Annotated in this window: 26 protein-coding genes and 1 pseudogene; 12 read left to right on the top strand and 15 right to left on the bottom strand. The window is 67.1% G+C overall.

The window, feature by feature from the left end:
* On the bottom strand, nt 1-948 hold the full coding sequence (locus tag AC5Y5O_RS00975; protein ID WP_500023342.1) for an SAM-dependent methyltransferase: 948 nt from the start codon (nt 946-948) through the stop codon (nt 1-3).
* A complete protein-coding gene (locus AC5Y5O_RS00970) occupies nt 948-1,319 on the bottom strand; it encodes a DUF3054 domain-containing protein (protein ID WP_096284279.1) in 372 nt (123 codons plus the stop codon). The genes AC5Y5O_RS00975 and AC5Y5O_RS00970 overlap by 1 nt, the downstream gene beginning before the upstream one ends.
* 67 nt (nt 1,320-1,386) lie before the next feature.
* Here AC5Y5O_RS00970 and AC5Y5O_RS00965 point away from each other — a divergent pair, with 67 nt between their 5' ends.
* Genes AC5Y5O_RS00965 through AC5Y5O_RS00955 form a run of 3 tightly spaced genes read left to right on the top strand, consistent with a single transcriptional unit; the run spans nt 1,387 to nt 4,426 of the window.
* Complete coding sequence (locus tag AC5Y5O_RS00965; RefSeq protein WP_096284278.1) at nt 1,387-2,571, top strand: acyl-CoA dehydrogenase; 1,185 nt, start codon at nt 1,387-1,389, stop codon at nt 2,569-2,571.
* A gap of 5 nt (nt 2,572-2,576) precedes the next feature.
* Entirely contained in the window at nt 2,577-3,809 is a 1,233-nt protein-coding gene (locus AC5Y5O_RS00960) for a serine hydrolase domain-containing protein (RefSeq protein WP_243393748.1), read from the top strand.
* A gap of 17 nt (nt 3,810-3,826) precedes the next feature.
* A complete protein-coding gene (locus AC5Y5O_RS00955; protein WP_500023340.1) occupies nt 3,827-4,426 on the top strand; it encodes a hypothetical protein in 600 nt (199 codons plus the stop codon).
* Between the two features lie 9 nt (nt 4,427-4,435).
* Here the strand turns inward: AC5Y5O_RS00955 and AC5Y5O_RS00950 are convergent, their stop codons facing one another.
* From AC5Y5O_RS00950 to AC5Y5O_RS00940, 3 genes are all read right to left on the bottom strand, one after another.
* A complete protein-coding gene (locus tag AC5Y5O_RS00950) occupies nt 4,436-4,837 on the bottom strand; it encodes a DUF4189 domain-containing protein (RefSeq protein WP_096284274.1) in 402 nt (133 codons plus the stop codon).
* A 75-nt stretch (nt 4,838-4,912) separates the two neighbouring features.
* Nucleotides 4,913-5,515 (bottom strand): TetR/AcrR family transcriptional regulator, encoded by a 603-nt coding sequence (locus tag AC5Y5O_RS00945; RefSeq protein ID WP_207768446.1) that lies wholly within the window; start codon nt 5,513-5,515, stop codon nt 4,913-4,915.
* Nucleotides 5,516-5,640: 125 nt separating this feature from the next.
* Nucleotides 5,641-5,931, bottom strand: a complete 291-nt coding sequence (locus AC5Y5O_RS00940) for a CDGP domain-containing protein (protein ID WP_500023337.1) — start codon at nt 5,929-5,931, stop codon at nt 5,641-5,643.
* 40 nt (nt 5,932-5,971) lie between these two features.
* Between AC5Y5O_RS00940 and AC5Y5O_RS00935 the strand changes: the two genes are divergently transcribed.
* Together AC5Y5O_RS00935 and AC5Y5O_RS00930 are read left to right on the top strand one after the other, a co-directional pair.
* On the top strand, nt 5,972-6,202 hold the full coding sequence (locus AC5Y5O_RS00935) for a hypothetical protein (protein ID WP_500023335.1): 231 nt from the start codon (nt 5,972-5,974) through the stop codon (nt 6,200-6,202).
* A 195-nt stretch (nt 6,203-6,397) separates the two neighbouring features.
* Entirely contained in the window at nt 6,398-7,771 is a 1,374-nt protein-coding gene (locus AC5Y5O_RS00930; RefSeq protein ID WP_096284267.1) for an NAD(P)/FAD-dependent oxidoreductase, read from the top strand.
* Here the strand turns inward: AC5Y5O_RS00930 and AC5Y5O_RS00925 are convergent.
* From AC5Y5O_RS00925 to AC5Y5O_RS00905, 5 genes are read right to left on the bottom strand one after another with little or no spacing between them, the layout of a single operon-like run.
* The gene (locus tag AC5Y5O_RS00925; protein ID WP_500023333.1) at nt 7,768-8,985 is read right to left on the bottom strand and encodes an O-succinylhomoserine sulfhydrylase; all 1,218 of its coding nucleotides are present in this window, start codon (nt 8,983-8,985) and stop codon (nt 7,768-7,770) included. The genes AC5Y5O_RS00930 and AC5Y5O_RS00925 overlap by 4 nt on opposite strands.
* Before the next feature lie 52 nt (nt 8,986-9,037).
* Nucleotides 9,038-9,445, bottom strand: coding sequence for a rhodanese-like domain-containing protein (locus AC5Y5O_RS00920; RefSeq protein WP_500023331.1), 408 nt, complete (start codon nt 9,443-9,445; stop codon nt 9,038-9,040).
* A 14-nt stretch (nt 9,446-9,459) separates the two neighbouring features.
* On the bottom strand, nt 9,460-10,563 hold the full coding sequence (locus tag AC5Y5O_RS00915; protein ID WP_500023329.1) for an ATP-grasp domain-containing protein: 1,104 nt from the start codon (nt 10,561-10,563) through the stop codon (nt 9,460-9,462).
* A gap of 21 nt (nt 10,564-10,584) precedes the next feature.
* Nucleotides 10,585-11,226, bottom strand: a complete 642-nt coding sequence (locus tag AC5Y5O_RS00910) for a PaaI family thioesterase (RefSeq protein ID WP_370494083.1) — start codon at nt 11,224-11,226, stop codon at nt 10,585-10,587.
* The gene (locus AC5Y5O_RS00905; protein WP_500023327.1) at nt 11,223-12,521 is read right to left on the bottom strand and encodes an adenylosuccinate synthase; all 1,299 of its coding nucleotides are present in this window, start codon (nt 12,519-12,521) and stop codon (nt 11,223-11,225) included. Before AC5Y5O_RS00905 ends, AC5Y5O_RS00910 begins: the two co-directional genes overlap by 4 nt.
* Nucleotides 12,522-12,659: 138 nt before the next feature.
* On the opposite strand from AC5Y5O_RS00905, the gene AC5Y5O_RS00900 reads away from it, so the two are divergent.
* The 3 genes from AC5Y5O_RS00900 to AC5Y5O_RS00890 are packed head-to-tail and all read left to right on the top strand — an operon-like array spanning nt 12,660 to nt 15,033.
* Nucleotides 12,660-13,313, top strand: coding sequence for a peptidase M50 (locus AC5Y5O_RS00900; RefSeq protein WP_500023325.1), 654 nt, complete (start codon nt 12,660-12,662; stop codon nt 13,311-13,313).
* 9 nt (nt 13,314-13,322) lie between these two features.
* Nucleotides 13,323-14,099: a site-2 protease family protein gene (locus AC5Y5O_RS00895; protein WP_096284257.1), complete on the top strand. Its 777-nt coding sequence runs from the start codon at nt 13,323-13,325 to the stop codon at nt 14,097-14,099.
* 40 nt (nt 14,100-14,139) lie between these two features.
* Entirely contained in the window at nt 14,140-15,033 is an 894-nt protein-coding gene (locus AC5Y5O_RS00890; RefSeq protein ID WP_096284255.1) for a cation diffusion facilitator family transporter, read from the top strand.
* Here the strand turns inward: AC5Y5O_RS00890 and AC5Y5O_RS00885 are convergent.
* The gene (locus tag AC5Y5O_RS00885; protein ID WP_096284253.1) at nt 15,030-15,443 is read right to left on the bottom strand and encodes a DUF3151 domain-containing protein; all 414 of its coding nucleotides are present in this window, start codon (nt 15,441-15,443) and stop codon (nt 15,030-15,032) included. The genes AC5Y5O_RS00890 and AC5Y5O_RS00885 overlap by 4 nt on opposite strands.
* Before the next feature lie 45 nt (nt 15,444-15,488).
* On the opposite strand from AC5Y5O_RS00885, the gene AC5Y5O_RS00880 reads away from it, so the two are divergent.
* Nucleotides 15,489-16,322, top strand: coding sequence for an Rv0361 family membrane protein (locus AC5Y5O_RS00880; RefSeq protein ID WP_500023322.1), 834 nt, complete (start codon nt 15,489-15,491; stop codon nt 16,320-16,322).
* Nucleotides 16,323-16,403: 81 nt separating this feature from the next.
* On the opposite strand, the gene fbaA is transcribed toward AC5Y5O_RS00880, so the two are convergent.
* Complete coding sequence (fbaA, locus tag AC5Y5O_RS00875; RefSeq protein WP_279304346.1) at nt 16,404-17,591, bottom strand: class II fructose-bisphosphate aldolase; 1,188 nt, start codon at nt 17,589-17,591, stop codon at nt 16,404-16,406.
* Here fbaA and AC5Y5O_RS00870 point away from each other — a divergent pair.
* Complete coding sequence (locus AC5Y5O_RS00870; RefSeq protein ID WP_096284247.1) at nt 17,529-18,242, top strand: DedA family protein; 714 nt, start codon at nt 17,529-17,531, stop codon at nt 18,240-18,242. The two genes, fbaA and AC5Y5O_RS00870, sit on opposite strands and share 63 nt — an antisense overlap.
* Here the strand turns inward: AC5Y5O_RS00870 and AC5Y5O_RS00865 are convergent.
* Together AC5Y5O_RS00865 and AC5Y5O_RS00860 are read right to left on the bottom strand one after the other, a co-directional pair.
* Nucleotides 18,177-19,522 (bottom strand): annotated as a pseudogene (locus AC5Y5O_RS00865) (3-oxoacid CoA-transferase). The gene AC5Y5O_RS00870 and the pseudogene AC5Y5O_RS00865 sit on opposite strands and share 66 nt — an antisense overlap.
* Nucleotides 19,523-19,534: 12 nt before the next feature.
* Nucleotides 19,535-20,656, bottom strand: coding sequence for a glycoside hydrolase family 76 protein (locus tag AC5Y5O_RS00860; RefSeq protein ID WP_096284243.1), 1,122 nt, complete (start codon nt 20,654-20,656; stop codon nt 19,535-19,537).
* Nucleotides 20,657-20,844: 188 nt separating this feature from the next.
* Between AC5Y5O_RS00860 and AC5Y5O_RS00855 the strand changes: the two genes are divergently transcribed.
* Both AC5Y5O_RS00855 and eutC read left to right on the top strand, forming a co-directional pair.
* The gene (locus tag AC5Y5O_RS00855) at nt 20,845-22,251 is read left to right on the top strand and encodes an ethanolamine ammonia-lyase subunit EutB (protein WP_500023735.1); all 1,407 of its coding nucleotides are present in this window, start codon (nt 20,845-20,847) and stop codon (nt 22,249-22,251) included.
* Nucleotides 22,251-22,991: an ethanolamine ammonia-lyase subunit EutC gene (eutC, locus tag AC5Y5O_RS00850; protein WP_500023319.1), complete on the top strand. Its 741-nt coding sequence runs from the start codon at nt 22,251-22,253 to the stop codon at nt 22,989-22,991. The genes AC5Y5O_RS00855 and eutC overlap by 1 nt, the downstream gene beginning before the upstream one ends.
* Here eutC and AC5Y5O_RS00845 read toward each other — a convergent pair.
* The gene (locus AC5Y5O_RS00845) at nt 22,962-23,534 is read right to left on the bottom strand and encodes a TetR/AcrR family transcriptional regulator (protein WP_096284237.1); all 573 of its coding nucleotides are present in this window, start codon (nt 23,532-23,534) and stop codon (nt 22,962-22,964) included. The genes eutC and AC5Y5O_RS00845 overlap by 30 nt on opposite strands.
* Nucleotides 23,535-23,582 lie beyond the last annotated feature (48 nt).

Below are 23,582 nucleotides of genomic sequence, written 5' to 3'. Positions count from 1 at the left end.
CTACCAGTTGGATGCATTCCAGCCGGGTGTTGCCCTGGTCCCGGCTGATCGTGTGGCGGTGACATATCGAGGCGTAATCGCGTTGTCATCGGGGGTGCCGCGCCAGCGGGTGGCCATTCCAATCGCACTGAACAAATCGGCGACATTTCGTTCCACGGTCTGCCAGCCGTGGTCGGCCAGATACTGCGGGACCGCGCGATATTCGCCGGGGTAGGTCAGACCGGCAAGGTCGACGTCGAGGCCGAATCGGCGCCAGGTGTTGACGAACGTCTGCGCGGCCTCCAGCTGGAAGGAGGACCAGGTGGGCAGGTGATCGCCGGCGAACCGGCTGCCGGGCGCGCTGACGGCCGAGACGTCGTCGAGCAACCGGCTCTGCCCGTCGGGAGGCAGGAACCCGATCAGCAACGTCTCGGCGACCCACGCCGTGGGTTGGGCGGCATCGAACCCCGACCGGTGCAGCGCCGTCAACCAATCGCGACGCAGGTCGACGCCGACCGCCCGGCGGTGCGCGGTCAGTTCGGCATCCAGCCGACGCAACACGGCGGTCTTGAAGTCGATGACGTCCGGCTGATCGATCTCGTACACCGTGGTCCCGGCTGGCCACCAGAGCCGATACGGCCGGGTGTCCAGGCCCGAGCCCAGGATCACGACCTGGGCGATGCCCGCCCGTCCGGCCTCGGCGAGGAATTCATCCAGGAATCGGGTGTGCGCCCCGAGCAGGCTGATGAGCCCGGTCATGATCGCGTTGTCGCCGCCGTCGTCGACGTACCGCTGGTCGTCGAGCATCCGGGTGAAGTACTGCACCCCCGCGGCGCGCACCAACTGCTCGGCGAACGGGTCGTGGACCAGACCCTTCGTGGTGGCCAGTGCCCGCGCGACCGCGCCGAACGTCGCGGTCATGCCGACGCCGCCGTCGGGACCCCAGCTGTCGTCGTCGGACCGTGCCATTAGACGTCGGAGCGGCGCCGCACCGTTAGTCCGACCGCCACCCGCCAACCGAGCAACAGCAGCGCGGTGACCGTCGCCGCGACCACCACGAAACTCGCGGCCACGCCCGCGGAGCTGACTTTGCGCAACACCATGCCGATCACCACGGTGCACAACCAGATGATCACCCCGGTAGGTGCGACGGCGGTGGGACGCCGCCACCCCCGGGACACCAGCCACCCGATCAGGGTGCCGGTGAGAAACGGCCAGGCCGTCGTCGCGATGCCGGCGAGATTGAGCCCCTCGTCGTGACTGCGGCGTCCCACGGCGCAGAACACCAAAACGCCCACCACGTCTGACAACAGGTAGGCCAGCCACCCCAGCCGTTGCATAGAGCGAGACTACCGGGCTGCACCGGAGGCTGTTCTTCGCGTCGGACGCGGTGGCAGGCTGACTGGTATGAGCACACACAAACCTCCCGCGTTCAACCGAGAAGACCCGCTTGGGTTGGACGCGTCGCTGTCCAGCGATGAGATCGCGGTGCGCGACACGGTCCGGAAATTCTGCGCCGAGCACGTCATCCCGTACATCGCGGAGTGGTTCGAGATCGGCGACCTGCCGGTGCGCCAACTGGGCAAGCAGTTCGGCGAGCTCGGGCTGCTCGGTATGCACCTGGAGGGCTACGGATGCGGCGGGTCCTCGTCGGTGCATTACGGCCTGGCCTGTACCGAGCTGGAGGCGGCCGACTCCGGGGTGCGGTCGATGGTCTCGGTGCAGGGGTCGCTGGCGATGTTCGCGATCTGGAACTTCGGCTCCGAGGAGCAGAAGCAGCAGTGGCTTCCCGGCATGGCCGCCGGTGAGCTGCTGGGCTGCTTCGGGCTCACCGAACCCGATGCCGGATCCGACCCCGCGGCGATGAAAACCCATGCGCGACTGGATGGTTCGGACTGGGTGCTCAACGGTCGCAAGATGTGGATCACCAACGGTTCGGTCGCCGACGTCGCGGTGGTGTGGGCCAACACCGATGACGGGATCCGCGGTTTTATCGTCCCGACCCGTACCGCGGGCTTCACCGCCAACACAATTCACCACAAGCTGTCGCTGCGGGCCTCGATCACCAGTGAGCTGGTGCTCGACGACGTGCGACTGCCCGCCGACGCGATGCTGCCCGACGCCAAGGGGCTGCGCGGGCCGCTGTCGTGTCTGTCCGAGGCGCGCTACGGCATCATCTGGGGATCGATGGGCGCAGCGCGCACGGCGTGGCAGGCCGCGCTCGAATACGCCGCGCAGCGCACCCAGTTCGGCCGGCCGATCGCCGGATTCCAGTTGACTCAGGCCAAACTCGTCGACATGGCCGTCGAATTGCACAAGGGACAGCTGCTGTCGCTGCACCTGGGCCGCCTCAAGGACAGCGTCGGGCTGCGCCCCGAACAGGTCAGCTTCGGCAAGCTGAACAACACCCGTGAGGCGCTCAAGATCTGCCGGACCGCCCGAACCATATTGGGCGGCAACGGAATATCACTGGAATTTCCGGTGATCCGGCACATGGTCAACCTGGAGTCGGTGCTGACCTACGAAGGCACTCCCGAGATGCACCAGCTGGTGCTCGGCCAGGCATTCACCGGTAGCGACGCCTTCCGCTGATGCGCGTGCGGCAGCTGCGCCCTGTCACCTGGCTGGTGATCGCCTGCCTGGTGGTGGCCTGCTGTGGGCCCAAGCCGCCGTCGACGCCCCCGCACGCGGGCTCCGCGGACCAGGCCAAGGCCGATGCCGTGCTGCGGGTGGTCGGAAACTTCATGACGCAGGCGCACCTGAAGGCCGTGATCGTTCGCGTCACGGTGGACGGCAAGGAGGTGCTCACCCGGGCCGTCGGCGATTCGATGACCGGGGTGCCGGCCACCACCGACATGCACTTCCGCAACGGCGCGGTCGCGATCTCCTACGTCTCGACGTTGCTGCTCAAGCTGGTCGACCAGAAGAAGCTGAGCCTTGATGACCGGTTGTCGAAATGGCTCCCCGACTTCCCCAATTCCGGACGAGTCACCCTGGGGCAGCTGGCGCAGATGACGTCGGGCTATCCGGACTACGTCATCGGCAACGAACAATTCGCCAACGAGTCATACGCGAACCCGTTCCAGCAGTGGACAACTCAAGACATCTTGGCCCAGATCTCCGGGCGGCCGCTGCTCTACGAGCCGGGAACCAACTGGAATTACGCGCACACCAATTACGTGTTGCTGGGCCTGGCGCTGGAAAAGGCCACCGGCCAGGACATGCCGACGCTGCTGGCCAACGAGGTGCTGGGCCCGCTCGGCCTCAAGCACACCGCGAACGCCGAGACGGCCGAAATCCCGTGGCCCGTCTTGCACACGTTCAGCTCTGAACGGCGCCAGGCGCTGAAAATCCCTGCGGGGGAACCGTTTTACGAAGAGTCCACCTACTGGAATCCGTCCTGGACGATCACGCACGGTGCCATTCAGACCACCACCATCGACGACATGGAAGCCACCGCCGTCGGGATCGGCTCGGGCAGGCTACTCTCGGGCGACTCGTACCGGAGGATGGTCTCGACGGCGCTGCGCGGCAAGACCCACGCCCAACCCGGCTGCCCGACCTGCTTCGACCAAAGCGAGGGCTATACCTACGGCCTGGGCATCATCATCTCCGGCGATTGGCTGATGCAGAACCCGTTGTTCTCCGGCTGCGCGGGCGTAGAGGCCTATCTGCCGGCCCAGAAGATCGCGATCGCCGTCGCGGTCACCTACGCTCCGGAAGCATTCGACGACCAGGGCAACTACAGTAATCAGGCCGACATACTGTTCCGCAAGATCGGCGCGGTGATGGCCCCGAACGCGGCCCCACCGATGCCACCGGGGAGATGAGCGAAGGAGTTTGAGGTATGCGGATTCTCGCTATCGCGTGCATGCTGGCGCTGGGCGCGTTGGCGGTGCCGACCGCCGTCGCCGATCCCACCGGCACACTGCCGCCCATGACAGCCACCAACGGCGGACCGATCATCGGCGGCGGGGGCGCCGCGTCGCAGATGTCGCAGCAACTCAAGAGCCTCAACGATCCGAACGTCCAAGAAGTCGACGGTCCCGACGCGGCGCAATTCATCGCTGCCGCAGCCGGTATCAGTGATCGCGACCTCGCCCTGCCGTTCATGGCGCTGCAGCGCGCGCTGGGGTGCCAGAAGAACAACGCCGGGTTCGGCGCGCGCGGCTATCGCCGCAACGACGGGAAATGGGGAGGCGCGATGCTCGTAATCGCCAAGAGCGCCTACCCGGACGTCGCCGCCATGAAAGCGTGCGAGATGTCCAACTGGCGCCGGCCATCGATGGGCAGCCCCACCCAGATGTGCAACAGCGGATGGGCTTATCCACCACAGACATTCAACGACAAGGGCGGCGACTTCATCGTGTTGCTCGCCGGCACGAACTCCGACTTCTGCACCGCGCTCAACGGGAACTACAAGAGCTCCGCCTCGCCGTGGCCGTGAGCCGGGTACTCACCAGCCGCTGCAGCCGTCGAGGTCGATGATCGAACCCGGCCCCGCGCCGTCGCGCGCCGCGGCATCGGCGGCGTCTTGGGTGAAGGCCTGGCGCCCCGCCAGGATTTTCCCGTCGGGGCTCTCCGCGATCGACAGACAGCCCAACCCCGAGATGACCACCTGGCAGTCGTTGGTTTTCCCGATCACGTCGCACCACATCACGGCCGCGTCCTCGGCCTTTTGCTGAGTCGGGTAGCCGGTGCGGATTGATTCTTCGCCGGTCGACTGCGACGCCGCGATGGCGCCCCAGCATCCCGGTCGGCGATACAGCGAGATGTCAGCCTTCGCCGCCGGCGCGGTCAGTGCCGATCCGGTGGCCGCAAGGACGCCGATAATCGCATATGGCGCAACGTGCTTCATGGTCAGACGATGGCAGCCGCAGCTGGGCAGGGCTTATGAGGTAGTTCTGAGGCCCGTGAGAACGGCCCGGCCCGGTCACGCCGTCAGGTCACCACTGACGTAGTGCTGCAGATTGGGGGCGATCGCCGCGATCGCTTCGCCTTCGGTCATCGATGCGATCGGCTCGATCCTCCAGATGTAGCGCATCAGCGCGAACCCCATCATCTGTGTCGAGACAAGCCCGCTGCGGATCATCCGGTCGCGTTCGTCGACACCGAGGTTCGATACACCCATCAGGCTGCCCTCGACGATCCGGCGCAGCTTCTCGTGGGTGGCCGGTTCGTGCGCGGCGGTCTGCAGGATGGCCCGCAAGGTGGGCGCTACTTCGTCGTCGGCCCAAGCCCCCAGCAACAAGGTGATCAGCGCGACACCCAGCTGATCGACGGGCGTGGTCCACACCTTGGCGACATTCTCCAGGAACTTTTGCGGCGGGTTCGTCGCCGCGTCCAGCAGACCTTCCTTGGACCCGAAGTAGTGGTAGACCAGCGCCGGGTCGACGTCGGCCCCCCGTGCGACCGCGCGGATCGTGGTGCCCGCCCAGCCGTGCTGGGCAAACTCGTCGCGAGCGGCCGCCGTGATCCGCGCCGCGAGCACCCCCCGTTCATCTCGGGGCCCCGGGGTTATCGATCTGTTCGGCATAAGAGTTTCATTGTAGCGTGAAATTCCCCTTGCGTTGAGACTCTTTTCAACGTGGCGTGAAAAGAGGCCAACTGTCCGGGAAATACGGGAGACGGCGCTCCCGTCAGCAGCCGAGCGCCGGGGTCCTAGTCGTCGATGTGCGTCGGTGGGTCAGTGAACGCGACGCCAGCCGGATGTTGGTCGGGACCCAACGTCTGGCAATTCGTGTTGGCGACGTAAACGGGAGAACCGTCACGCCCGCCGGCCGGGGGAAACACGACGCAGCGTTGCCAGGTGCCGTCGGGCTGGACGGGTCCGTCGCACTTACTGAGTACGACGCCGCCCAACTGGCAGCCGGCGCCGGCCGGGGGCGCCAAGGCAATCAGTGCGCCGACCGAAAGCGCGACAACCGTTCCGACCAAGCCAAATTGCTTCATTGATCTCTCCTGAACAGGCCGCTGGGACGGACACTACTCGGTGGATCGGCGGCCGTTCGCGATTGGCGATGACGCGGATGTCGCGCGCCGCGCAGGACTACAGCTTGTCAGCGGGCTCCTGCACCGGCACCGCGGCGCCAACAAGGTGTCACGGCCGGCGGAGCAGCTCTACGCGGTGTTAGACGAGGCGATGCAGGTGCTGGAGCACGCCGAACTGGTCCGAGTGACACAGCGCGGTGACCGGAGCTCGCATTGGAATGCCACCCATTAGGGCACCGCGGCCCTGGCCGACGGCAGTGTAGGCAACAGATCAAGTCCGAACCGGTCTCTCTTGGCGGCGGCGCGACGGCGCCGGCACCAGCAACCCTGCGGCCACACCCAACGTTCATCCCGCCGAAGTCGTACGGTGGAGATGCGCTGCGGAGACTGTAGGAGCCAGACGGATCACAGGACCTGAAGGAGAATCATGTCGCGCCATCGCGTCGTCGTCATCGGAAGCGGGTTCGGGGGGCTCAATGCGGCCAAGGCGCTCAAGCGCGCCGACGTCGACGTCACCCTGATCTCCAAGACGACCACTCACCTGTTCCAGCCGCTGCTCTATCAGGTGGCCACCGGCATCTTGTCCGAAGGCGAGATCGCGCCCGCGACCCGGCTGATCCTGCAGCGGCAGAAAAACGTGCAGGTGCTGCTGGGCGAGGTCTACGACATCAACCTGACCGCCGGCACCGTGACGTCGAAGCTGATGGGCATGGAGACGGTGACACCGTTCGACAGCCTGATCGTGGCGGCCGGTGCCCAGCAGTCCTACTTCGGTAACGACCAGTTCGCGACGTACGCGCCCGGCATGAAGACCATCGACGACGCCCTCGAGCTGCGCGGCCGGATCCTCGGTGCGTTCGAGGCCGCCGAGTTCACCCACGATCCCGTCGAGCGGCAACGCCGGCTGACCTTCGTCGTCGTCGGCGCGGGACCCACCGGTGTCGAGGTGGCGGGCCAGATCAAGGAGCTCGCCCACCGCACCCTCAAGCAAGCGTTTCGCACCATCGAGCCCCGCGATTGCCGGGTGATCCTGCTCGACGCCGCGCCCGCGGTCTTGCCGCCGATGGGCGAGAAGCTGGGCCTCAAGGCACAGCAGCGGCTGGAAAAGATGGGAGTCGAAGTCCAGCTCAACGCGATGGTCGATGACGTGGACTACATGGGCCTCACGATCAAGGAGAAGGACGGCACGAAGCGGCGCATCGAATGCGCGTGCAAGGTGTGGGCGGCGGGCGTGCAGGCCAGCTCGCTGGGCAAGATCCTCGCCGACCAGTCCGACGGCACCGAGGTCGACCGGGCCGGACGGGTGGTCGTCGAGCCCGACCTGACCATCAAAGGCCACCCGAACGTCTTCGTGGTCGGGGACCTGATGTCGGTGCCCGACGTGCCCGGGATGGCCCAGGGCGCGATTCAGGGCGCGCATTACGCGGCGACGTTGATCAAGCACATGGTCAAGGGCACCGACGATCCGGCAAACCGCAAGCCCTTCGACTACTTCGACAAGGGCAGCATGGCCACCATCTCGCGATTCAGTGCCGTCGCGCAGGTCGGCAAGCTCGAGTTCGGCGGCTTCATCGCCTGGCTGGCGTGGCTGGGGTTGCACCTGCTCTACCTCGTCGGCTTCAAGAACCGGTTCACCACCGTGATCGCCTGGTTCATCACCTTCCTGGGCGACGGGCGCAGCCAGATGGCCATCACCAACCAGATGATGTACGCCCGAGTCGTGACGAACTGGATGGAAGCACAAACGCAAGAAGCGATGACCGAAGCCGAACGCCAGACCGCCGAGCAGAGAGCCGGCTAGCTCAGGGCTTGGTCGATGTCGGCGATCAGGTCGTCGGTGTCCTCCAGGCCGACCGAGATGCGGACGACGCCGTCACCGAGGCCGATCGCGGCGCGCCCTTCCGGCCCCATCGCCCGGTGTGTGGTCGTAGCCGGATGTGTGACAAGCGATTTGGCGTCACCGAGATTGTTCGAGATGTCGATCAGCCGCAGCTTGTCCAGTACTTCGAAGGCCCGCTCCTTGGCGCCGCCGGGGGCGTTGAGCTCGAAGGTGAGCACCGTTCCGCCACCGGACATCTGACGCTTGGCCAGGTCGTACTGCGGGTGCGATGTCAGGAACGGGTAGCGCACCCAACTCACCGCCGGATGCTCTTGCAGGAACTCCGCGATCCGCTGCGCCGAGGCATTGCTGTAATTCACCCGAACCGACAGTGTCTCAAGGCCTTTCAGCAGCACCCAGGCGTTAAAGGCACTCATGGCCGGGCCGGTGTGCCGCATCAGCTTCTGCACCGGGCCGTCGATGTATTCGCGATCGCCGAGGATGGCACCACCGAGCACTCGGCCTTGGCCGTCGATGTGCTTGGTGCCGGAGTACACCACCACGTCAACCCCGAGCGGAAAGCCTTGCTGCAGAAGCGGAGTGGCAAAGACGTTGTCCAGCACCACTTTTGCACCCGCAGCATGCGCAAGCTCGGTCACCGCGGCGATATCCACCAGCGACTGCATCGGGTTCGACGGCGTCTCGAAGAACACCGCCTGGGTGGGCACCGATAGCGCCTGTTCCCACTGGGCGAGGTCGTCGCCGTCGACGAAGACGGTCTCCACACCCCAGCGCGGCAGGATCTCGTTGCACACCACGAAGCACGATCCGAACAGGCTGCGGGCGGCCACCAATCGATCGCCGGCGCCCAGCAGCGCGCCCAGCGAGGTGAACACCGCGGCCATGCCGCTGGCCGTCGCGAACGCCGCCGGCGCGCCCTCGATCAGCCGCAGCCGTTCCTCGAACATCGACACGGTCGGGTTGCCGTAGCGCGAATACACAAAGCGGTCGAGCTCGCCGGAGAAAGCCTGCTCGGCAGCCGCCGCCGACGGGTAGACATAACCCGAGGTCAGAAACATCCCCTCGGCGGTCTCGTCGAACTCGGACCGTAACAGCCCCCCGCGCACGCCGATGGTGGCTTGGCCGACGCCGTCGGGCAGTGCCTTCGGAATGCGAACCGACGGAACGTCGGTCATTGGCGCCGCTCCTCAATGCCGGCTACGCCGGCATCATCGTCGTCGACGCGGGTCATCGTTGCTTCCAGGGCAGTCCGACTGCCCGCCAACCGGTTTCACCTCGATGACCCTGAGCGTCGAGGTTGCCCTCGAAACCGTCCAGGATGTTGTAGGACGGCTCGATGCCCGCCTCGGTCGCGGTCTCGGCGGCACCGATGGAGCGGTTGCCGGAGCGACACAGGAAGACCACCGGTCCCGCCTGCGCGGGAAGCCTGTCCTTCAGTTCGGCCAGGAAGTTGTCGTTGTGCCCGGTCGCGGTGTTCCACTCGATGAAGACCGCGTCGCGGCGCAGGCTCGACAAGTCCGGCACCCCGACGAACCGCCATTCGGCATCGGTGCGCACGTCGACCAAGACCGCCTGCGGGTTGTCGCTGAGCAGCTTCCATGCCTCAAGCGGCGTGATATCTCCTGCGTAGCTCATTCTCGTGAGTCTAGTTAACCGCCCTTGGACGCCGCGGTGGCCACGTCGCGGGCCCGGTCGCGGGCGGAGGCCACATCCGGCGCGGTGGCCAGCGCCACCCCACGCCGCGGGCCCGGCCCCGCATCGAAGATGCGAAGGTCGCTTTCCGGCACGGCCAGCGCCGCGGTCAGTGCCTCGACGGTGGGCGCCGGGTGACTCGTGCGCGCGGCGGCCGGTGAAATCATCAGGACATCCACCGGCAGGCCGAGAATCACCCGGGCCTGCAGTTCGAATGCCGAAATCCGCTGGCTTCGCAGCGTCACCCAGACGCTTTGCGGCAGAACGGCGCTCACGTCGCAGAAGTACACCTCGTCGCCGTTGATCATCAATTCGACGCCGAACACGCCGCGGCCACCGAGCGCCTTGACGATGCGCGCGGCGATCGATTTGGCGGCATCGAGGGCCGCCGGGCTCAAATGCTGGGGCTGCCAGGATTCCAGCACGTCGGGTTCGGCGCGCCGGTGCCCAATCGGCGAACAGAACTCGATCACCGGCCCGTTGCGACCCTCGCCGCGGATTGCGAGCAGCGTGACGTAAAACTCGACCTCCACCACCGTTTCGGCCAGCACCCGCGGCTGCTCGGCGTGACCCGTCGCCCGCCGCCACGCGGGCTCGACATCGTCGGGACCGGACACCATCGAGCGCCCGGCCGTCGCGCCCAGCGGCTCGACCAGCAACGGATAGCCACCGTGGGCGGCCACCGCCTTGAGGTCGTCGAGCGAGCCGGCGAACCAGAACGGCGCGGTGGGCAGACCCAGCTGGTCGGCGGCCAGCCTGCGCAGGCCCTCCCGGTCGTTGGTCAACCGGACGGTGCGCATGTTAGGCACCAATTCGATGCCGTCATTGTCGGAACGGGCCGCGAGCGCCTCGAGCGCCGGGACGGAGACGGGGCCGGCGGCCGTCGCCACGATGTCGGGTTGTAGCCGGTCGATCACCCCCGACACGGTGTCCATGTCCGAGTGCTCGTGAACTTCCGCGCCCAGGCGTCGCAGCGCATTCGCCAGCTCTCGGCTGAGTTCGCCGGAACCCAGCAACAACACCCGGGGTACGCCTGCGGTTTCGCGTCGTCCTTCGGTCACAAGTGCATGCTACGGGCGCCGTCAGGGCTGACCGGGCAATAACCGCACCATCAGGCCGTTGCCCTCGGCCAGCAGCGTCTCGTCGCCGTCGACCAATTCGGCGGAGACGAACGCCTTGCGGCCCTCGGTGCTGGTGACTCGCCCGCGCACCAGCAACGGCACGTCGGTCGGCGTGACCTTGCGGTAGTCGACGTGCAGGAAGGCCGTGCGGCTGATCGGGCGTCCCGCGGCGTGGGAGATCATCCCGAACATGTGATCAAACAACAGCGGCAGCACACCACCGTGCACCGCGTGGTTGCCGCCGACGTGGAAACGGGTGAAATGGCCCGTCATTTCGACGCCGTCGGGCGAGTAGCGGGTCAACGTCCACGGCGGCAGCAGCAGGCTGCCCATGCCGGGTAGTTCGGGCGTGCGGCCCGCCGGCGCCTGACCTTCCACCTGGGCCTGAAACGGGCCCAGCAACTCCGTCAGCGCAACCACCCGATCGGCCGCGTCGTCCCAGATGTCGTCGGCCGGGTCGGCGGAGACGGCGAGGTCCTGCAGCCGGCGCATGGCCGCCACGAACCGGCCGAATCCCGGGCCCGGGGTGGCCGGGCCGTATTCGGGAAAGCCGCCGTGGTGTTCGTATTCGGGATCGAGTTCTTTTGGATCGGGATCGCTCACTGGCGCGCCGCCAGGATGTCGCGGCGCACGATGGTCTGATCCCGCCCCGGCCCGACGCCGATGCACGAAACATGTGCTCCGGCAAGCTCTTCCAGACGCAACACGTAGTCGCGCGCCTTGGCGGGCAGGTCGTCGAATTCGCGGGCCGCCGAGATGTCTTCCCACCAGCCGGGCAGCTCTTCGTAGATCGGCTCGGCGCGGTGCAAATCGCTTTGCGTCATCGGCATTTCGTCGGTCTGCACGCCGTCGACGCGGTAGCCGACGCACACCGGCACGGTTTCCAGGCTGGACAGCACGTCGAGCTTGGTCAGGAAGTAGTCGGTGATGCCGTTGACCCGGGTCGCGTAGCGGGCGATGACGGCGTCGAACCAGCCGGTGCGCCGCCGGCGCCCGGTGGTGACCCCGAATTCACCGCCGGTCTTGGACAGGTATTCGCCGCTCTCGTCGAACAATTCGGTCGGGAACGGGCCCGAACCCACCCGCGTCGTGTAGGCCTTGAGAATTCCCAGCACCGTGGTGATCCGGGTCGGGCCGATGCCGGACCCGACGGCCGCGCCGCCCGCGGTCGGATTCGAGGACGTCACATAGGGATACGTGCCGTGGTCGACGTCGAGCAGCGTGCCCTGCGAGCCCTCTAGCAGGACGGTCTCGCCGGCCTCCAGCGCGGTGTTGAGCAGCAGCCGGGTGTCGCGGATGCGGTGCTGGAAACCCTCGGCCTGTTTCAGCAGGGCATCGACCACCTGCCGCGGATCCAGCGCCTTACGGTTGTAGATCTTGACCAGGATCTGGTTCTTGAGTTCCAGGGCGCCCTCGACCTTTTGGGCCAGCTGCTCGGGATCGAGCACGTCGGCGGCCCGGATGCCCTGACGGGCGATCTTGTCCTGATAGCACGGTCCGATGCCGCGGCCGGTGGTGCCGATCTTCTTGTTGCCCATGTAGCGCTCGGTGACCTTGTCGATGGCCACGTGGTAGGGCAACAGCAAATGCGCGTCGGCGGAGATCAGCAGTTTGGTGGTGTCGACACCGCGATCCTCCAGGCCCTTGAGCTCGTCGAGCAGCACGCCGGGATCGATCACCACGCCATTGCCGATGACATTGGTGACGCCGGGCGTCAGCACGCCCGACGGGATCAGATGTAGCGCAAAGTTTTCCCCGGTGGGCAAGACGACGGTGTGCCCGGCGTTGTTGCCACCCTGGTAACGCACCACCCACTGCACGCGCCCACCGAGCAGGTCAGTGGCCTTACCTTTGCCCTCGTCGCCCCATTGGGCGCCGATGAGGACGATTGCCGGCATGACATGCTCCCGCCTGGTCTCGCCTGCTTATTGTGGTCCAGCCGGGGACTTACCTTAGTCCGGTGACGATGCGGGCGTCTTTCGGCCCGCTGAGGAACCGGGCAAATTTGCTCGAGCCCAGCAGGTCGCGAGGAGCCCATGAATATCGCCACGGACACGGCCGACATGGCCGTGTTGTGGTTCGGCGACCGGCGACTGCCTGGTCCGCTGCACGGCCTGCCCGTCCATCGGGTCGAGGACCCGGCCGACATCGACGCCGCGATCGGGCCCTATCGACGGCTGATCGTGCTCGGCGCCGACGCCGAACTGGCCGCCGTGCTGAACCGGCTGCTGCGCGCCGGGCGACTCGACGTCGAAGTGGCCTACGTGCCGCGTCGCCGCACCCGCGCCACCCGCATCTACCGCTTGCCGGTGGGACGGCGAGCGGTCCGTCGGGCCCGGCGCGGCACATCCGGGCGAGTCACCTTGGTACGCGACGAGACCGGCGCGGTGATCGTCGGCCGCGCCGGCTGGCAACCACCCGGCGACCAACGGCACATCCACGGCGAGGCCGTCGTCGACGACACGCAGCTGTTCGACGGCCACATCACCGGCGCGTACATCGAGCCGACGCTCGCGGTGCCGGGGTTGCGCGCCGCGGTGCACGGACGCTGGCGTCGCTGGGTGGCGGGGCGCGCCGTCCAGTTGGGCAGCACCGGCGTGCTGGTGGTGCGCGACGGTGTCGCCCCGCCCCGCCCGGCCAGGCGATCGACCTTCTACCGTCACGTCGAAGGCTGGTTGCTGGTCCGGTAGTTTCGACCGGTGGACTCACACGGGCACGCATCGGTGCGGCCGAGCCCAATCTTCTTGGCACTGGTCGCATTGACAGCCGTCGGCGGTGTGCTGGCCTGGCTGTCCGGGACGACCGTGAAGCCGATGTCCTACGCCGGGGTGTTCATCTTCGTGGTCGCCGGCTGGCTGGTTTCGTTGTGCCTACACGAATTCGGCCATGCGGCGACCGCGTGGCGGTTCGGCGACCACGACGAGGAGGTCCGCGGCTACCTGACGCTGGACCCGCGGCGCTACGCCCATCCCGGGCTGTCGCTGCTGCTGCCGATGGTGTTCATCGCGCTCGGTGGGATCGGCCTGCCCGGCGCCGCGGTGTATGTGCGCACCTGGTTCATGTCGCCGGCGCGCCGCACCCTGGTCAGCCTGGCCGGCCCGGCCGCCAACCTGGTGCTGGCGGTGCTGCTGCTGACGCTGACCCGGCTGTTCTTCGACCCGGAGCACTGGGTGCTGTGGGCGGGCGTGGCGTTTCTGGGCCTCCTACAGATCATGGCGGTGGTGCTGAACCTGCTGCCCGTCCCCGGGCTGGACGGCTATGACGCCCTGGAACCTCATCTGAGCCCGGAGACGCAGCGCGCCGTGGCGCCGGCCAAGCAGTATGGCGTGTTCATTCTGCTGTTCCTGCTGCTGGCGCCCGCAGTCAACCAGTGGCTGTTCGCGGTCGTGGACTGGCTCTTCGACTTCTCCGGGGTGCCGCACCTGCTGGCCAGCGCCGGCAACTCGCTGACCCGCTTCTGGAGCCGCTGGTTCTAGGTCTTGCAATATATGCGTTGCCACGCATATATTGTTGGCCATGGGCGCAGGACACAGTCACACCCCCGCCGAGGCCGACGCGTCTCGGATGATCCCCCGCATGATCATGGCCGCCGGGATTTTGGCGACGTTCTTCGTAATCGAGCTGACCACCTCGCTGCTGATCAATTCCCTTGCGCTGCTGGCAGATGCCGGGCACATGCTGACCGACGTCGTCGCGGTGTTCATGGGGCTGGGGGCGGTGATCTTGGCCAAGCGCGGCAGCACGTCGCCGAATCGCACTTACGGCTGGCACCGCGCCGAGGTGTTCACCGCGGTGGCCAACGCGGTGCTGTTGGTCGGCGTGGCGACGTTCATCCTCTACGAGGCGATCGAGCGACTGGGTACCGGAGCCGATGTCCCCGGCATACCGATGATCGTCGTGGCGCTGGCCGGACTGATCGCCAACTTCGTGGTCGCGATGCTGCTGCGGTCGCACTCCGAGGGCAGCCTGGCCGTCAAGGGCGCCTACATGGAGGTGATCGCCGACACGGTCGGCAGCCTGGGCGTGCTGATCGCCGGTGTCGTGACCGTCACGACGCACTGGCCGTACGCCGACGTCGTGGTCGCCGTGCTGGTGGCCCTCTGGGTGCTGCCCCGCGCATTCTCGCTGGCGCGCGCCGCGCTGCGGATCCTGTCCGAGGCGTCACCGGCCCACATCGACGTCGAGGAGCTGCGGTCGGCCCTGGGTGCCGTCGACGGCGTGACCGAGGTGCACGACCTGCACGTCTGGACGCTATCCCCGGGCAAGGACATGTGCACCGTGCACCTGATCAGCTCCACCGACTCCACCGCCGTGCTCAGCGACGCGCGTGAGGTGCTGCACGAGCGCGGGCTCGAGCACGCCACCGTGCAGGTGGAGAGCCGCGACAGCGACTGCTCGGAGAACTGCTAGAGGCCCAGCTCTTTGCGGGCGGCCGGGTCGCAGTCGTCGAGCAGGTCCAGGCAGCGGTTCAGCTCGTCGGTCTCGCCGATCGTGTCGGCGGCCTTGGCCAACGCGGCCACACAGCGCAGGAAGCCGCGGTTGGGCTCGTGCGAATAGGGCACCGGGCCAAAGCCCTTCCAGCCGTTGCGGCGCAATTGGTCCAGGCCGCGGTGGTAGCCGGTCCGGGCGTACGCGTACGCGGTGATGGCCCGGTCGTCGGCCAATGCCTCCTCGGCCAGCGCCGCCCAGGCCACCGACGCCGACGGATGCGCCGCCGCGACGATGCCCGGATGCTCGTTGGCGAGCAGTTCGGCTTCGGCTTCGCTGTCGCCGGGTAGCAGGATCGGATCGGGTCCCAGGAGATCACCCATTGGTGTCATGCGTTCTATTCTGCCGTCCCGCCGCGGATGACTAAGCTCCCACTCATGCCTAACCCACCGGAGCCCGACCGCGGCACCCCGCCGGGTGTGGACCCGACCCCGGAGCAGGCCGACGACGCAACCGAGGCCCATCCGATGGTTCCTCCCGATCCCGAGACCGAGACCGTGGTGATCGACAAGCCCGATCCCGGCACCGATCCCGCGGCCAATCCGGACGACCAACAACCCGAACGTCGCTTCACCGCGCCGGGCTTCGACGCGAAGGAAACGGCGATCATCCACACCGCGCCGGAGCCCGCGACGGAGGTGTTCTCGACCCCGGCCGGCCCGCCGGGACAGCCGCCACTGCCTGGACAGCCCCCGATGCCTCCGAAACCTGCTGTGCCGCAATCTATTCCGGGCCGCGACGGCACCAAGCCGCAGCCGTCGGGCAGGGGTTTCAACTGGGGCTGGGTGCTGGCGATCACGGTGATCGTGTTGGCCCTGGCGGCGATCGCCATCCTGGGCACCGTGCTGTTGACCCGCGGCAAGCACTCGCACGTCTCGCAGGAAGACATGGTGCGCCAATCGATCCACGCGTTCGACACGGCGGTGCAGCGCGGCGACCTGACCCAGCTGCGCAGCATCACCTGCGGCACCACCCGTGACGGCTACGTCGACTACGACGAGCACTCGTGGAACGAGACCTACCAACGGGTTTCGGCGGCCAAACAGTATCCGGTGATCGCCAGCATCGAACAGATCGTCGTCAACGGCCAGCACGCCGAGGCCAACGTCACCACCTTCATGGCCTACGACCCGCAGGTCCGCTCGACGCGCAGCCTCGACCTGCAATACCGCGACGACCAGTGGAAGATCTGCCAGTCCCCCAGCGGCTAGTCATCTCGCCCGCCGAGCGCCCGGCCAGCCGCCCGTTCGGCGTCGAGCGCCCGGCCAGCCGGGCACCTGGCCCGACATCGACTAGGCGCTGACTGACTTTCCGGAGCAGTGCAGGTCGTTGCAGGCCTCGATCACGCGCTCGGTCATCGACGCTTCGGCCTTCTTGAGGTAGCTGCGCGGGTCGTAGACCTTCTTGTTGCCGACCTCGCCGTCGACCTTGAGCACACCGTCGTAGTTGGTGAACATGTGGCCGGCCAGCGGGCGGGTGAACGCGTACTGGGTGTCGGTGTCGACGTTCATCTTAACCACGCCGTAGCGCAGCGCCTCCTCGATCTCCGACTTCAGCGAGCCCGAACCGCCGTGGAAGACGAAGTCGAACGGCTTGGACCCCTCGGGCAGGCCGAGCTTGGCCGACGCGACCTTCTGGCCCTGATCCAGGATGTCGGGGCGCAGTTTGACGTTGCCGGGCTTGTAGACGCCGTGCACGTTGCCGAACGTCGCGGCCAGCAGATACTTGCCGTGCTCCCCGGTGCCCAGCGCCTCGACGGTCTTCTCGAAGTCCTCCGGGGTGGTGTACAGCTTGTCGTTGATCTCGTGGGCGACGCCGTCTTCCTCGCCGCCGACCACGCCGATCTCGATCTCCAGGATGATCTTGGCGGCAGCCGACGCCTTGAGCAGCTCCTGCGCGATCACGAGGTTCTCGTCGATCGGCACCGCCGAGCCGTCCCACATGTGCGACTGGAACAGCGGATTCTTGCCGGCCGCCACGCGCTTGGCCGAGATGTCCAGCAGCGGGCGCACGTAAGTGTCCAGCTTGTCCTTCGGGCAGTGGTCGGTGTGTAGCGCGACGTTGATCGGGTACTTGGACGCGATGTGGTGGGTGAACTTGGCCAGCGCGACCGCACCGGTGACCATGTCCTTGACGCCGAGTCCGGAGGCGAACTCCGCACCGCCCGTGGAGAACTGGATGATGCCGTCGCTGCCGGCGTCGGCGAAGCCCTTGATGGCGGCGTTGACGGTTTCCGACGAGGTGCAGTTGATGGCCGGGAATGCGTACGCGTTCTCCTTGGCGCGTCCCAGCATCTCGGCGTAGACCTCGGGGGTTGCGATGGGCATGAAATTCCTCCTGAAGACTTCAGTTGTCCCAGTATCGCAACCCGACGTTGACGGCGGGCACCCACCTCGGGGCCGGTATGTTGAGGCACCATGAGCACCGCCGTCGTGGCCCTGCCCGACATCATCGATCCGATGTTCTGGATCGGGCCCCAAGGCCTGTTCGCCTCCGCGGTGTTGCCGACCATCTTGGTCATCGTCTTCGTCGAGACCGGATTGCTGTTTCCGCTACTTCCGGGCGAATCGCTGCTGTTCACCGGCGGTCTGCTGGCCGCGCACGGAACGCTGAACATCTGGGTGCTGGCGCCGGCGGTCGCCGTGGTGGCGGTGCTGGGCGACCAGACCGGATACTTCATCGGCCGCCGCATCGGGCCGGCGCTGTTCAAGAAGGAAGATTCCCGGTTCTTCAAGCAGCATTACGTGACCGACTCGCACGCCTTCTTCGAGAAGTACGGACCCGCGGCCATCATCCTGGCCCGCTTCATGCCGTTCATCCGGACGTTCACGCCGGTCGTGGCCGGGGTGTCCTACATGCGCTATCCGGTGTACCTGGCGTTCGACATCGTCGGCGGGGTGCTGTGGGGCGGCGGCGTGACGGTGGCCGGCTACTTCCTGGGCAACGTGCCGTTCGTGCACCACAACCTGGAAAAGATCATCCTGGTCATCCTGTTCGTCTCGATGCTGCCGGCATTCATCGCTGCCACGCGCGGCTACCTGGCACGACGACGTGCCAAAGCGGGTTCAGGCGACGGCGAAATCGCAACCGGTCTTGGCACGGACGTCGTCGACCGTCACCCCGGGATGTAGTTCGGTCAGCGTGAGCCCGCGTTCCGGGTCGACGTCGAACACGCACAGGTCGGTGATGATCATGTCCACCACGCCCTTCCCGGTCAGCGGCAGCGTGCATTGCTTGAGGATCTTCGGGCTGCCGTCCTTGGCGGTGTGATCCATCACGACGATCACCCGCTTGACCCCGGACACCAGGTCCATCGCACCGCCCGGGCCCTTGACCATCTTGCCGGGCACCATCCAGTTGGCCAGGTCGCCGTTCTCGGCCACCTCCAGGCCGCCGAGGATGGACAGGTCGATGTGCCCGCCGCGGATCATCGCGAACGAGTCGGCGCTGCTGAAGAAGCTGGAGCCGCTGATCGTGGTGATGGTCTGTTTCCCGGCGTTGATCAAGTCGGGATCCACCTCGTCGTCGGCCGGATAGGCCCCGATGCCGAGCAGACCGTTCTCGGACTGCAACGTCACGTTGATGCCGTCGGGGATGTAGTTGGCGACCAGCGTCGGGATGCCGATGCCCAGGTTCACGTAGTAGCCGTCGCGCAGTTCCTTTGCGGCGCGCTTGGCCATGGTCTCGCGGATGGGGCTCTCGTGCTTGGCCGCGGCGGCGCCGCTGGTGGTGCGGAATTCGATCCGCTTCTCGTAGCTGGGGCCCGCGATGATGCGGTCGACGTAGATGCCGGGGGTGTGGATCTGATCGGGATCCAGCTCGCCGACCTCGACCAGTTCCTCGACCTCGGCAACCGTCACCTTGCCGCAGGTGGCGATCATCGGGTTGAAGTTGCGCGCCGTCTTCCGATAGATCAGGTTGCCGGCGGTATCACCCTTCCACGCCTTGACGATCGCGACGTCGGCCTGGATGCCTTCCTCCAGGACGTATTCGGTGCCGTCGAAGACGCGCATGTCCTTGCCTTCGGCGAGTTGGGTGCCGAACGCGGTGCGGGTGTAGAAACCCGGAATCCCCGCGCCGCCGGCCCGTAACTTCTCGGCCAGGGTGCCCTGCGGGGTGAGCGACAGGTCTAGCTCACCGGCCACACCTGGCGCTCGAATTCCTTGTTTTCTCCTACGTAGGAGGCAATAACTTTCTTGACCTGACGCCCCTTGAGCAACAGACCCATGCCGAAATCGTCGACGCCGGCGTTGTTTCCGACGATCGTCAGCTCTTTGACGCCGCTGTCCACCAGCGCCAGGATCAGATTCTCCGGGATACCGCACAAGCCGAATCCGCCTGCGGCAATGGTGATTCCGTCCTTCAGCAGGTCCCGCAGCGCCGCCTCGGCATCGGGGTGGACTTTACTCACGGATCGCTCCTTCTAATGCGACGATTCGGCCGTGACGTTACATGCGGCCTCCATCAGCATCCACCCCGACAGCTGCACCGAAAGGTCGCGCTCCGGAGTCTCGGAGGCGTTCACCGCACCCTCGACGAATTGCGCCTGGGCGCCCGCGGTCGTCGGCAATGTCGCGTCGCGGTCCCAGAACGCGCCGAACAGCGGCAGCCCGTCCACCGTTTGCCGGTAATCCCAGGCCGATTTCGCGCTCGACAGCACGATGGTGCGCGCGGTGTCGCGGGCCACCGCGTCGTCGGCGGAGTCACCCGGCAGTGCGGTGGCGACCAGCGCGAGATAGCGAGCGGTAATGCCGGCGAACAGCCCGCCGTCGCCGCCACCGGACCCCTTCAGCACGCCCGACGGCGCCATGTGTTCGTTGACGGCGGCCACCAGGCGGTGCACCCGCGCCGCGTGCCGGCCCCGGGCCTCGGCGCCGGTGCGGTTCGCCAGCTCGGTCTCCAGACCGAGCACCACACCCTGGCAGTAGGTGTACTGCGCGCGCACCAGCGAGCCCGCCTTGATGCCGTCGAACACCAGATGGGTCTCGGGGTCGATCAGCGTTTGGTCGATCCAGTCGGCCATCTGCGCGGCACGTTTCAGGTGCTCGCCGTACCGGGCCAGAAAGATCCCCGCCGGCCCGTTGCCGGGGGCATTGAAGAACTGATCCTGCTTACGCCACGGGATGCCGCCGCCGTCCTCGGGCACCCACGCCTTCATGAACTGGTCGGCGAGTTTCGGCAGCGCGCGGCCACGCTCGACGCCGGCGATCCGGGCGGCGCGTTCCAGCGCGATCGCCAGCCACGCCATGTCGTCGTAATAGTTGTTGGTCCAGCGAAAGTTGTTGCGCAGCCGGTGCGAGCGAACCTGCCGGTTGATCTCGGTGCGCCGGTGCGGCTGTGGGTCACGCAGCTCCGCGTCGACCAGGCAATCCAGCAGATGCGCCTGCCACCAGTAATGCCAGGTGCCGAACAGCCGAGCCTGCCGCGTCGCGGGCCACGCCACCACTCCCAGCTGCGTTCCCGGTAACCCCCACAACCGTTTCAGGTGGCGCTGCGTAACAGCGGCTTCGGAGCTGGCAGCCCGGTTGGCCCATAGCTGGTCCATACCTACCGATCCTGCCTCATGGCGCCAGAGCCGGCGTGGGCGTCTAGGGCCTTGAGTGTGTATCCAGGGCTTCGAGCGTGCGCCCACGGTGGCGGCGCGGCGTATCGCCGCCGCCTGCGCACACTCGAGGCCGAGGCCGCACGGCGGAGTTGACCTGCTGCTGAACCGAAGGTGTCTTACTGTTGAATATGCGCTACCGGCAGACCATCTCGGGGACCACGTACTCCTTCGCGGGGCTGGTCGACGTGCTGGCGAAGGCGACGCCGCTGCGCTCCGGTGATCAGCTGGCCGGGTGCGCCGCCGATTCCGACGCCGAACGGGCCGCGGCGGCGTGGGTGCTGGCAGACATACCGCTGGCGACGTTTCTGCACGACGCGGTCGTGCCGTACGAGACCGACGAGGTCACCCGGCTCATCATCGACAGTCACGATCGCGAGGCGTTCGGCCCGATCGCGCATCTGACCGTCGGCGGCTTCCGCGACTGGCTGCTGGAAGCGGCGTCGCGCGACGACAGTGCCGCGCGGATCGCCGCCGTCTCCGCCGGGCTCACTCCCGAGATGGTGGCCGCGGTGTCGAAGATCATGCGCAACCAGGACTTGATCCTGGTGGCCGCCGCCGCGACGGCGACCGCCGCCTTTCGGACCACGATCGGACTGCCCGGCACGCTGGCCACCCGGCTGCAGCCGAACCACCCCACCGACGACCCGCGTGGGATCGCCGCGGCGCTGCTCGACGGCCTGCTGATGGGCTGCGGCGACGCGGTGATCGGCGTCAACCCCGCGACCGACTCGCCGCGCGCGGCGTCGGACCTGCTGCACCTGCTTGACGACATTCGCCAGAGATTCGCCATCCCCGTGCAGTCGTGCGTGCTGTGCCACGTGACGACCACGATGGAGCTGATCGAACAGGGCGCGCCCGTCGACCTGGTCTTCCAGTCGATCGCCGGGACCGAGGGCGCCAACGCCGGCTTCGGCACCTCGATCGCGATGTTGACCGAGGCCAACGAGGCGGCCCGGTCGCTGCGCCGCGGCACCGTCGGCGACAACGTCATGTACCTGGAGACGGGACAGGGTTCGGCGCTGTCAGCCGGGGCGCATCTCGGGGTCGGCGGCAAGCCGGTCGATCAGCAGACGCTCGAGGCACGCTCCTACGGGGTGGCCCGGGCGCTGCAGCCGCTGTTGATCGACACCGTGGTCGGCTTCATCGGGCCCGAATACCTGTACGACGGAAAACAAATCATCCGCGCCGGGCTGGAAGACAACTTCTGCGGAAAGCTGCTCGGCCTGCCGATGGGCGTCGACGTCTGCTACACCAACCACACCGAGACCGATCAGGACGACATGGACACGCTGCTGACGCTGCTCGGTGCGGCGGGCACCGCATTCGTGATCGCCGTTCCCGGTGCCGACGACATCATGCTCGGCTATCAGAGCCTGTCTTTTCACGACGCGCTCTACGTCCGAAAAGCGTTGGGGCTGCGGCCCGCACCCGAATTCGAAGCGTGGCTGGCCAGCCTGGGCATGGTCGACGCCGGCGGCCGGGTTCTTCCCGTCGACCTCGCGACGTCGCCGCTGCGCGCCCTGGCGGCCGGCTGATGAGCGACCTCTGGGCGCCGCTGCGGGCCAGCACGCAGGCGCGCATCGGGCTCGGGCGGGCCGGAAACTCGCTACCCACCCGGCGGGTGCTGGAGTTCCAGGCCGCGCACGCCGCGGCGCGCGACGCCGTCCACGAACCTCTCGACATCGACGACCTGACCGAGCAGCTGCACGGCATCGGCGTCTGCCAGCCGCTGCGGGTGCGCAGCCAAGCGACCTCACGCGGCGAGTACCTGCGCCGGCCCGATCTCGGTCGACTCCCCGCGGATCTGTCTGTCCTGCCAAAAGCCAAGGCGGACATCGGTTTTGTGCTCGCCGACGGGTTGTCGCCGCGCGCCCTGACCGACCACGCCGCGAGCATGGTCGATGCTTTGGTCCGCGCATTCGACGGCCGCTATCGCATCGCGCCGCCGGTGATCGCCACCCAGGCGCGTGTCGCACTCGGTGACCACATCGGCCACGCATTAGGCGTCACAACGGTTTTAGTGCTGATCGGCGAACGCCCCGGGCTCTCGGTCGCCGACAGCCTGGGCATCTACCTGACGCACCGACCGCAACCGGGACTCACCGACGCGGAACGCAACTGCATCTCGAACATCCATCCGCCCGACGGCCTCGACTACCGCACCGCCGCGGCCGTCGCCGCCGCGTTGGTCGCCGGGGCGCGAACGCTGGGCCGGTCCGGCATCGCACTGAAAGACCGGTTCAGCTCAGCTGAGATCGGTTGCGGCGGTGTGTAGTTCGTTTAGCTCTTCGCACGCCATGGCACCGAGGTCGAGGTCTTCGCCGGGTTCGGCCCAGCGGGCATAGGCCTTCTTGAATGCCAGGGAGCCGAGCTCGGCGGCCAACTCCGCGGTCGATTCGGAGAAGCCACGAGATTGCAGCGCCTCAGCCATCGCGAGGGCCAGCCCAATCTGCTTGAGCGCGTTACGTTCCTGAAGCTCAGCACTGGCCGCGATCGCGGCCTTGAGCCGGGGAGCCAGTTCCTTGTTGAACGACGTGAACGCCGCCGCCGCCGACTTCAAGCCGCAGCACACCACGGTCAGCGGTGTCGCGTCGGCAGGCGCCGCGGCAATGCCCTCGCGCAGCAGTTGAGCGATGGCGTCCTGGCCCGCTGCCAGCACATCACGCTTGTCGGGGAAGTGCCGAAAGAACGTGCTCTTCGTCAGGCCCGCGCGCTCGGCGATTTCCGCGACGGTCGTCTGGTCGTATCCGCGTTCGTTGAACAGGTCCAGCGCCGCCGCCACCAAGCGTTCGCGCGCATCGGGTTGCCAACGAGCCATGACCCCACCTTAGTGATGCGACTGTCGTCCCATCACTGTGTATCGTGA

The sequence above is a fragment of the Mycobacterium sp. NGS40 genome (genome assembly GCF_059812735.1).
Note: the sequence above shows the minus strand (reverse complement) of the source record. Positions and strands in the feature narration are given on the sequence as shown.

Excerpts from the sequence above, each read along its gene's own strand:
- AC5Y5O_RS00975 (WP_500023342.1), bottom strand. The coding sequence starts at position 948 with ATGGCACGGTCCGACGACGACAGCTGGGGTCCCGACGGCGGCGTCGGC.
- AC5Y5O_RS00970 (WP_096284279.1), bottom strand. The coding sequence starts at position 1,319 with ATGCAACGGCTGGGGTGGCTGGCCTACCTGTTGTCAGACGTGGTGGGC.
- AC5Y5O_RS00965 (WP_096284278.1), top strand. The coding sequence starts at position 1,387 with ATGAGCACACACAAACCTCCCGCGTTCAACCGAGAAGACCCGCTTGGG.
- AC5Y5O_RS00955 (WP_500023340.1), top strand. The coding sequence starts at position 3,827 with ATGCGGATTCTCGCTATCGCGTGCATGCTGGCGCTGGGCGCGTTGGCG.
- AC5Y5O_RS00950 (WP_096284274.1), bottom strand. The coding sequence starts at position 4,837 with ATGAAGCACGTTGCGCCATATGCGATTATCGGCGTCCTTGCGGCCACC.
- AC5Y5O_RS00945 (WP_207768446.1), bottom strand. The coding sequence starts at position 5,515 with ATGCCGAACAGATCGATAACCCCGGGGCCCCGAGATGAACGGGGGGTG.
- AC5Y5O_RS00940 (WP_500023337.1), bottom strand. The coding sequence starts at position 5,931 with ATGAAGCAATTTGGCTTGGTCGGAACGGTTGTCGCGCTTTCGGTCGGC.
- AC5Y5O_RS00930 (WP_096284267.1), top strand. The coding sequence starts at position 6,398 with ATGTCGCGCCATCGCGTCGTCGTCATCGGAAGCGGGTTCGGGGGGCTC.
- AC5Y5O_RS00925 (WP_500023333.1), bottom strand. The coding sequence starts at position 8,985 with ATGACCGACGTTCCGTCGGTTCGCATTCCGAAGGCACTGCCCGACGGC.
- AC5Y5O_RS00920 (WP_500023331.1), bottom strand. The coding sequence starts at position 9,445 with ATGAGCTACGCAGGAGATATCACGCCGCTTGAGGCATGGAAGCTGCTC.
- AC5Y5O_RS00905 (WP_500023327.1), bottom strand. The coding sequence starts at position 12,521 with ATGCCGGCAATCGTCCTCATCGGCGCCCAATGGGGCGACGAGGGCAAA.
- AC5Y5O_RS00900 (WP_500023325.1), top strand. The coding sequence starts at position 12,660 with ATGAATATCGCCACGGACACGGCCGACATGGCCGTGTTGTGGTTCGGC.
- AC5Y5O_RS00890 (WP_096284255.1), top strand. The coding sequence starts at position 14,140 with ATGGGCGCAGGACACAGTCACACCCCCGCCGAGGCCGACGCGTCTCGG.
- AC5Y5O_RS00885 (WP_096284253.1), bottom strand. The coding sequence starts at position 15,443 with ATGACACCAATGGGTGATCTCCTGGGACCCGATCCGATCCTGCTACCC.
- AC5Y5O_RS00880 (WP_500023322.1), top strand. The coding sequence starts at position 15,489 with ATGCCTAACCCACCGGAGCCCGACCGCGGCACCCCGCCGGGTGTGGAC.
- AC5Y5O_RS00870 (WP_096284247.1), top strand. The coding sequence starts at position 17,529 with ATGAGCACCGCCGTCGTGGCCCTGCCCGACATCATCGATCCGATGTTC.
- AC5Y5O_RS00860 (WP_096284243.1), bottom strand. The coding sequence starts at position 20,656 with ATGGACCAGCTATGGGCCAACCGGGCTGCCAGCTCCGAAGCCGCTGTT.
- AC5Y5O_RS00855 (WP_500023735.1), top strand. The coding sequence starts at position 20,845 with ATGCGCTACCGGCAGACCATCTCGGGGACCACGTACTCCTTCGCGGGG.
- eutC (WP_500023319.1), top strand. The coding sequence starts at position 22,251 with ATGAGCGACCTCTGGGCGCCGCTGCGGGCCAGCACGCAGGCGCGCATC.
- AC5Y5O_RS00845 (WP_096284237.1), bottom strand. The coding sequence starts at position 23,534 with ATGGCTCGTTGGCAACCCGATGCGCGCGAACGCTTGGTGGCGGCGGCG.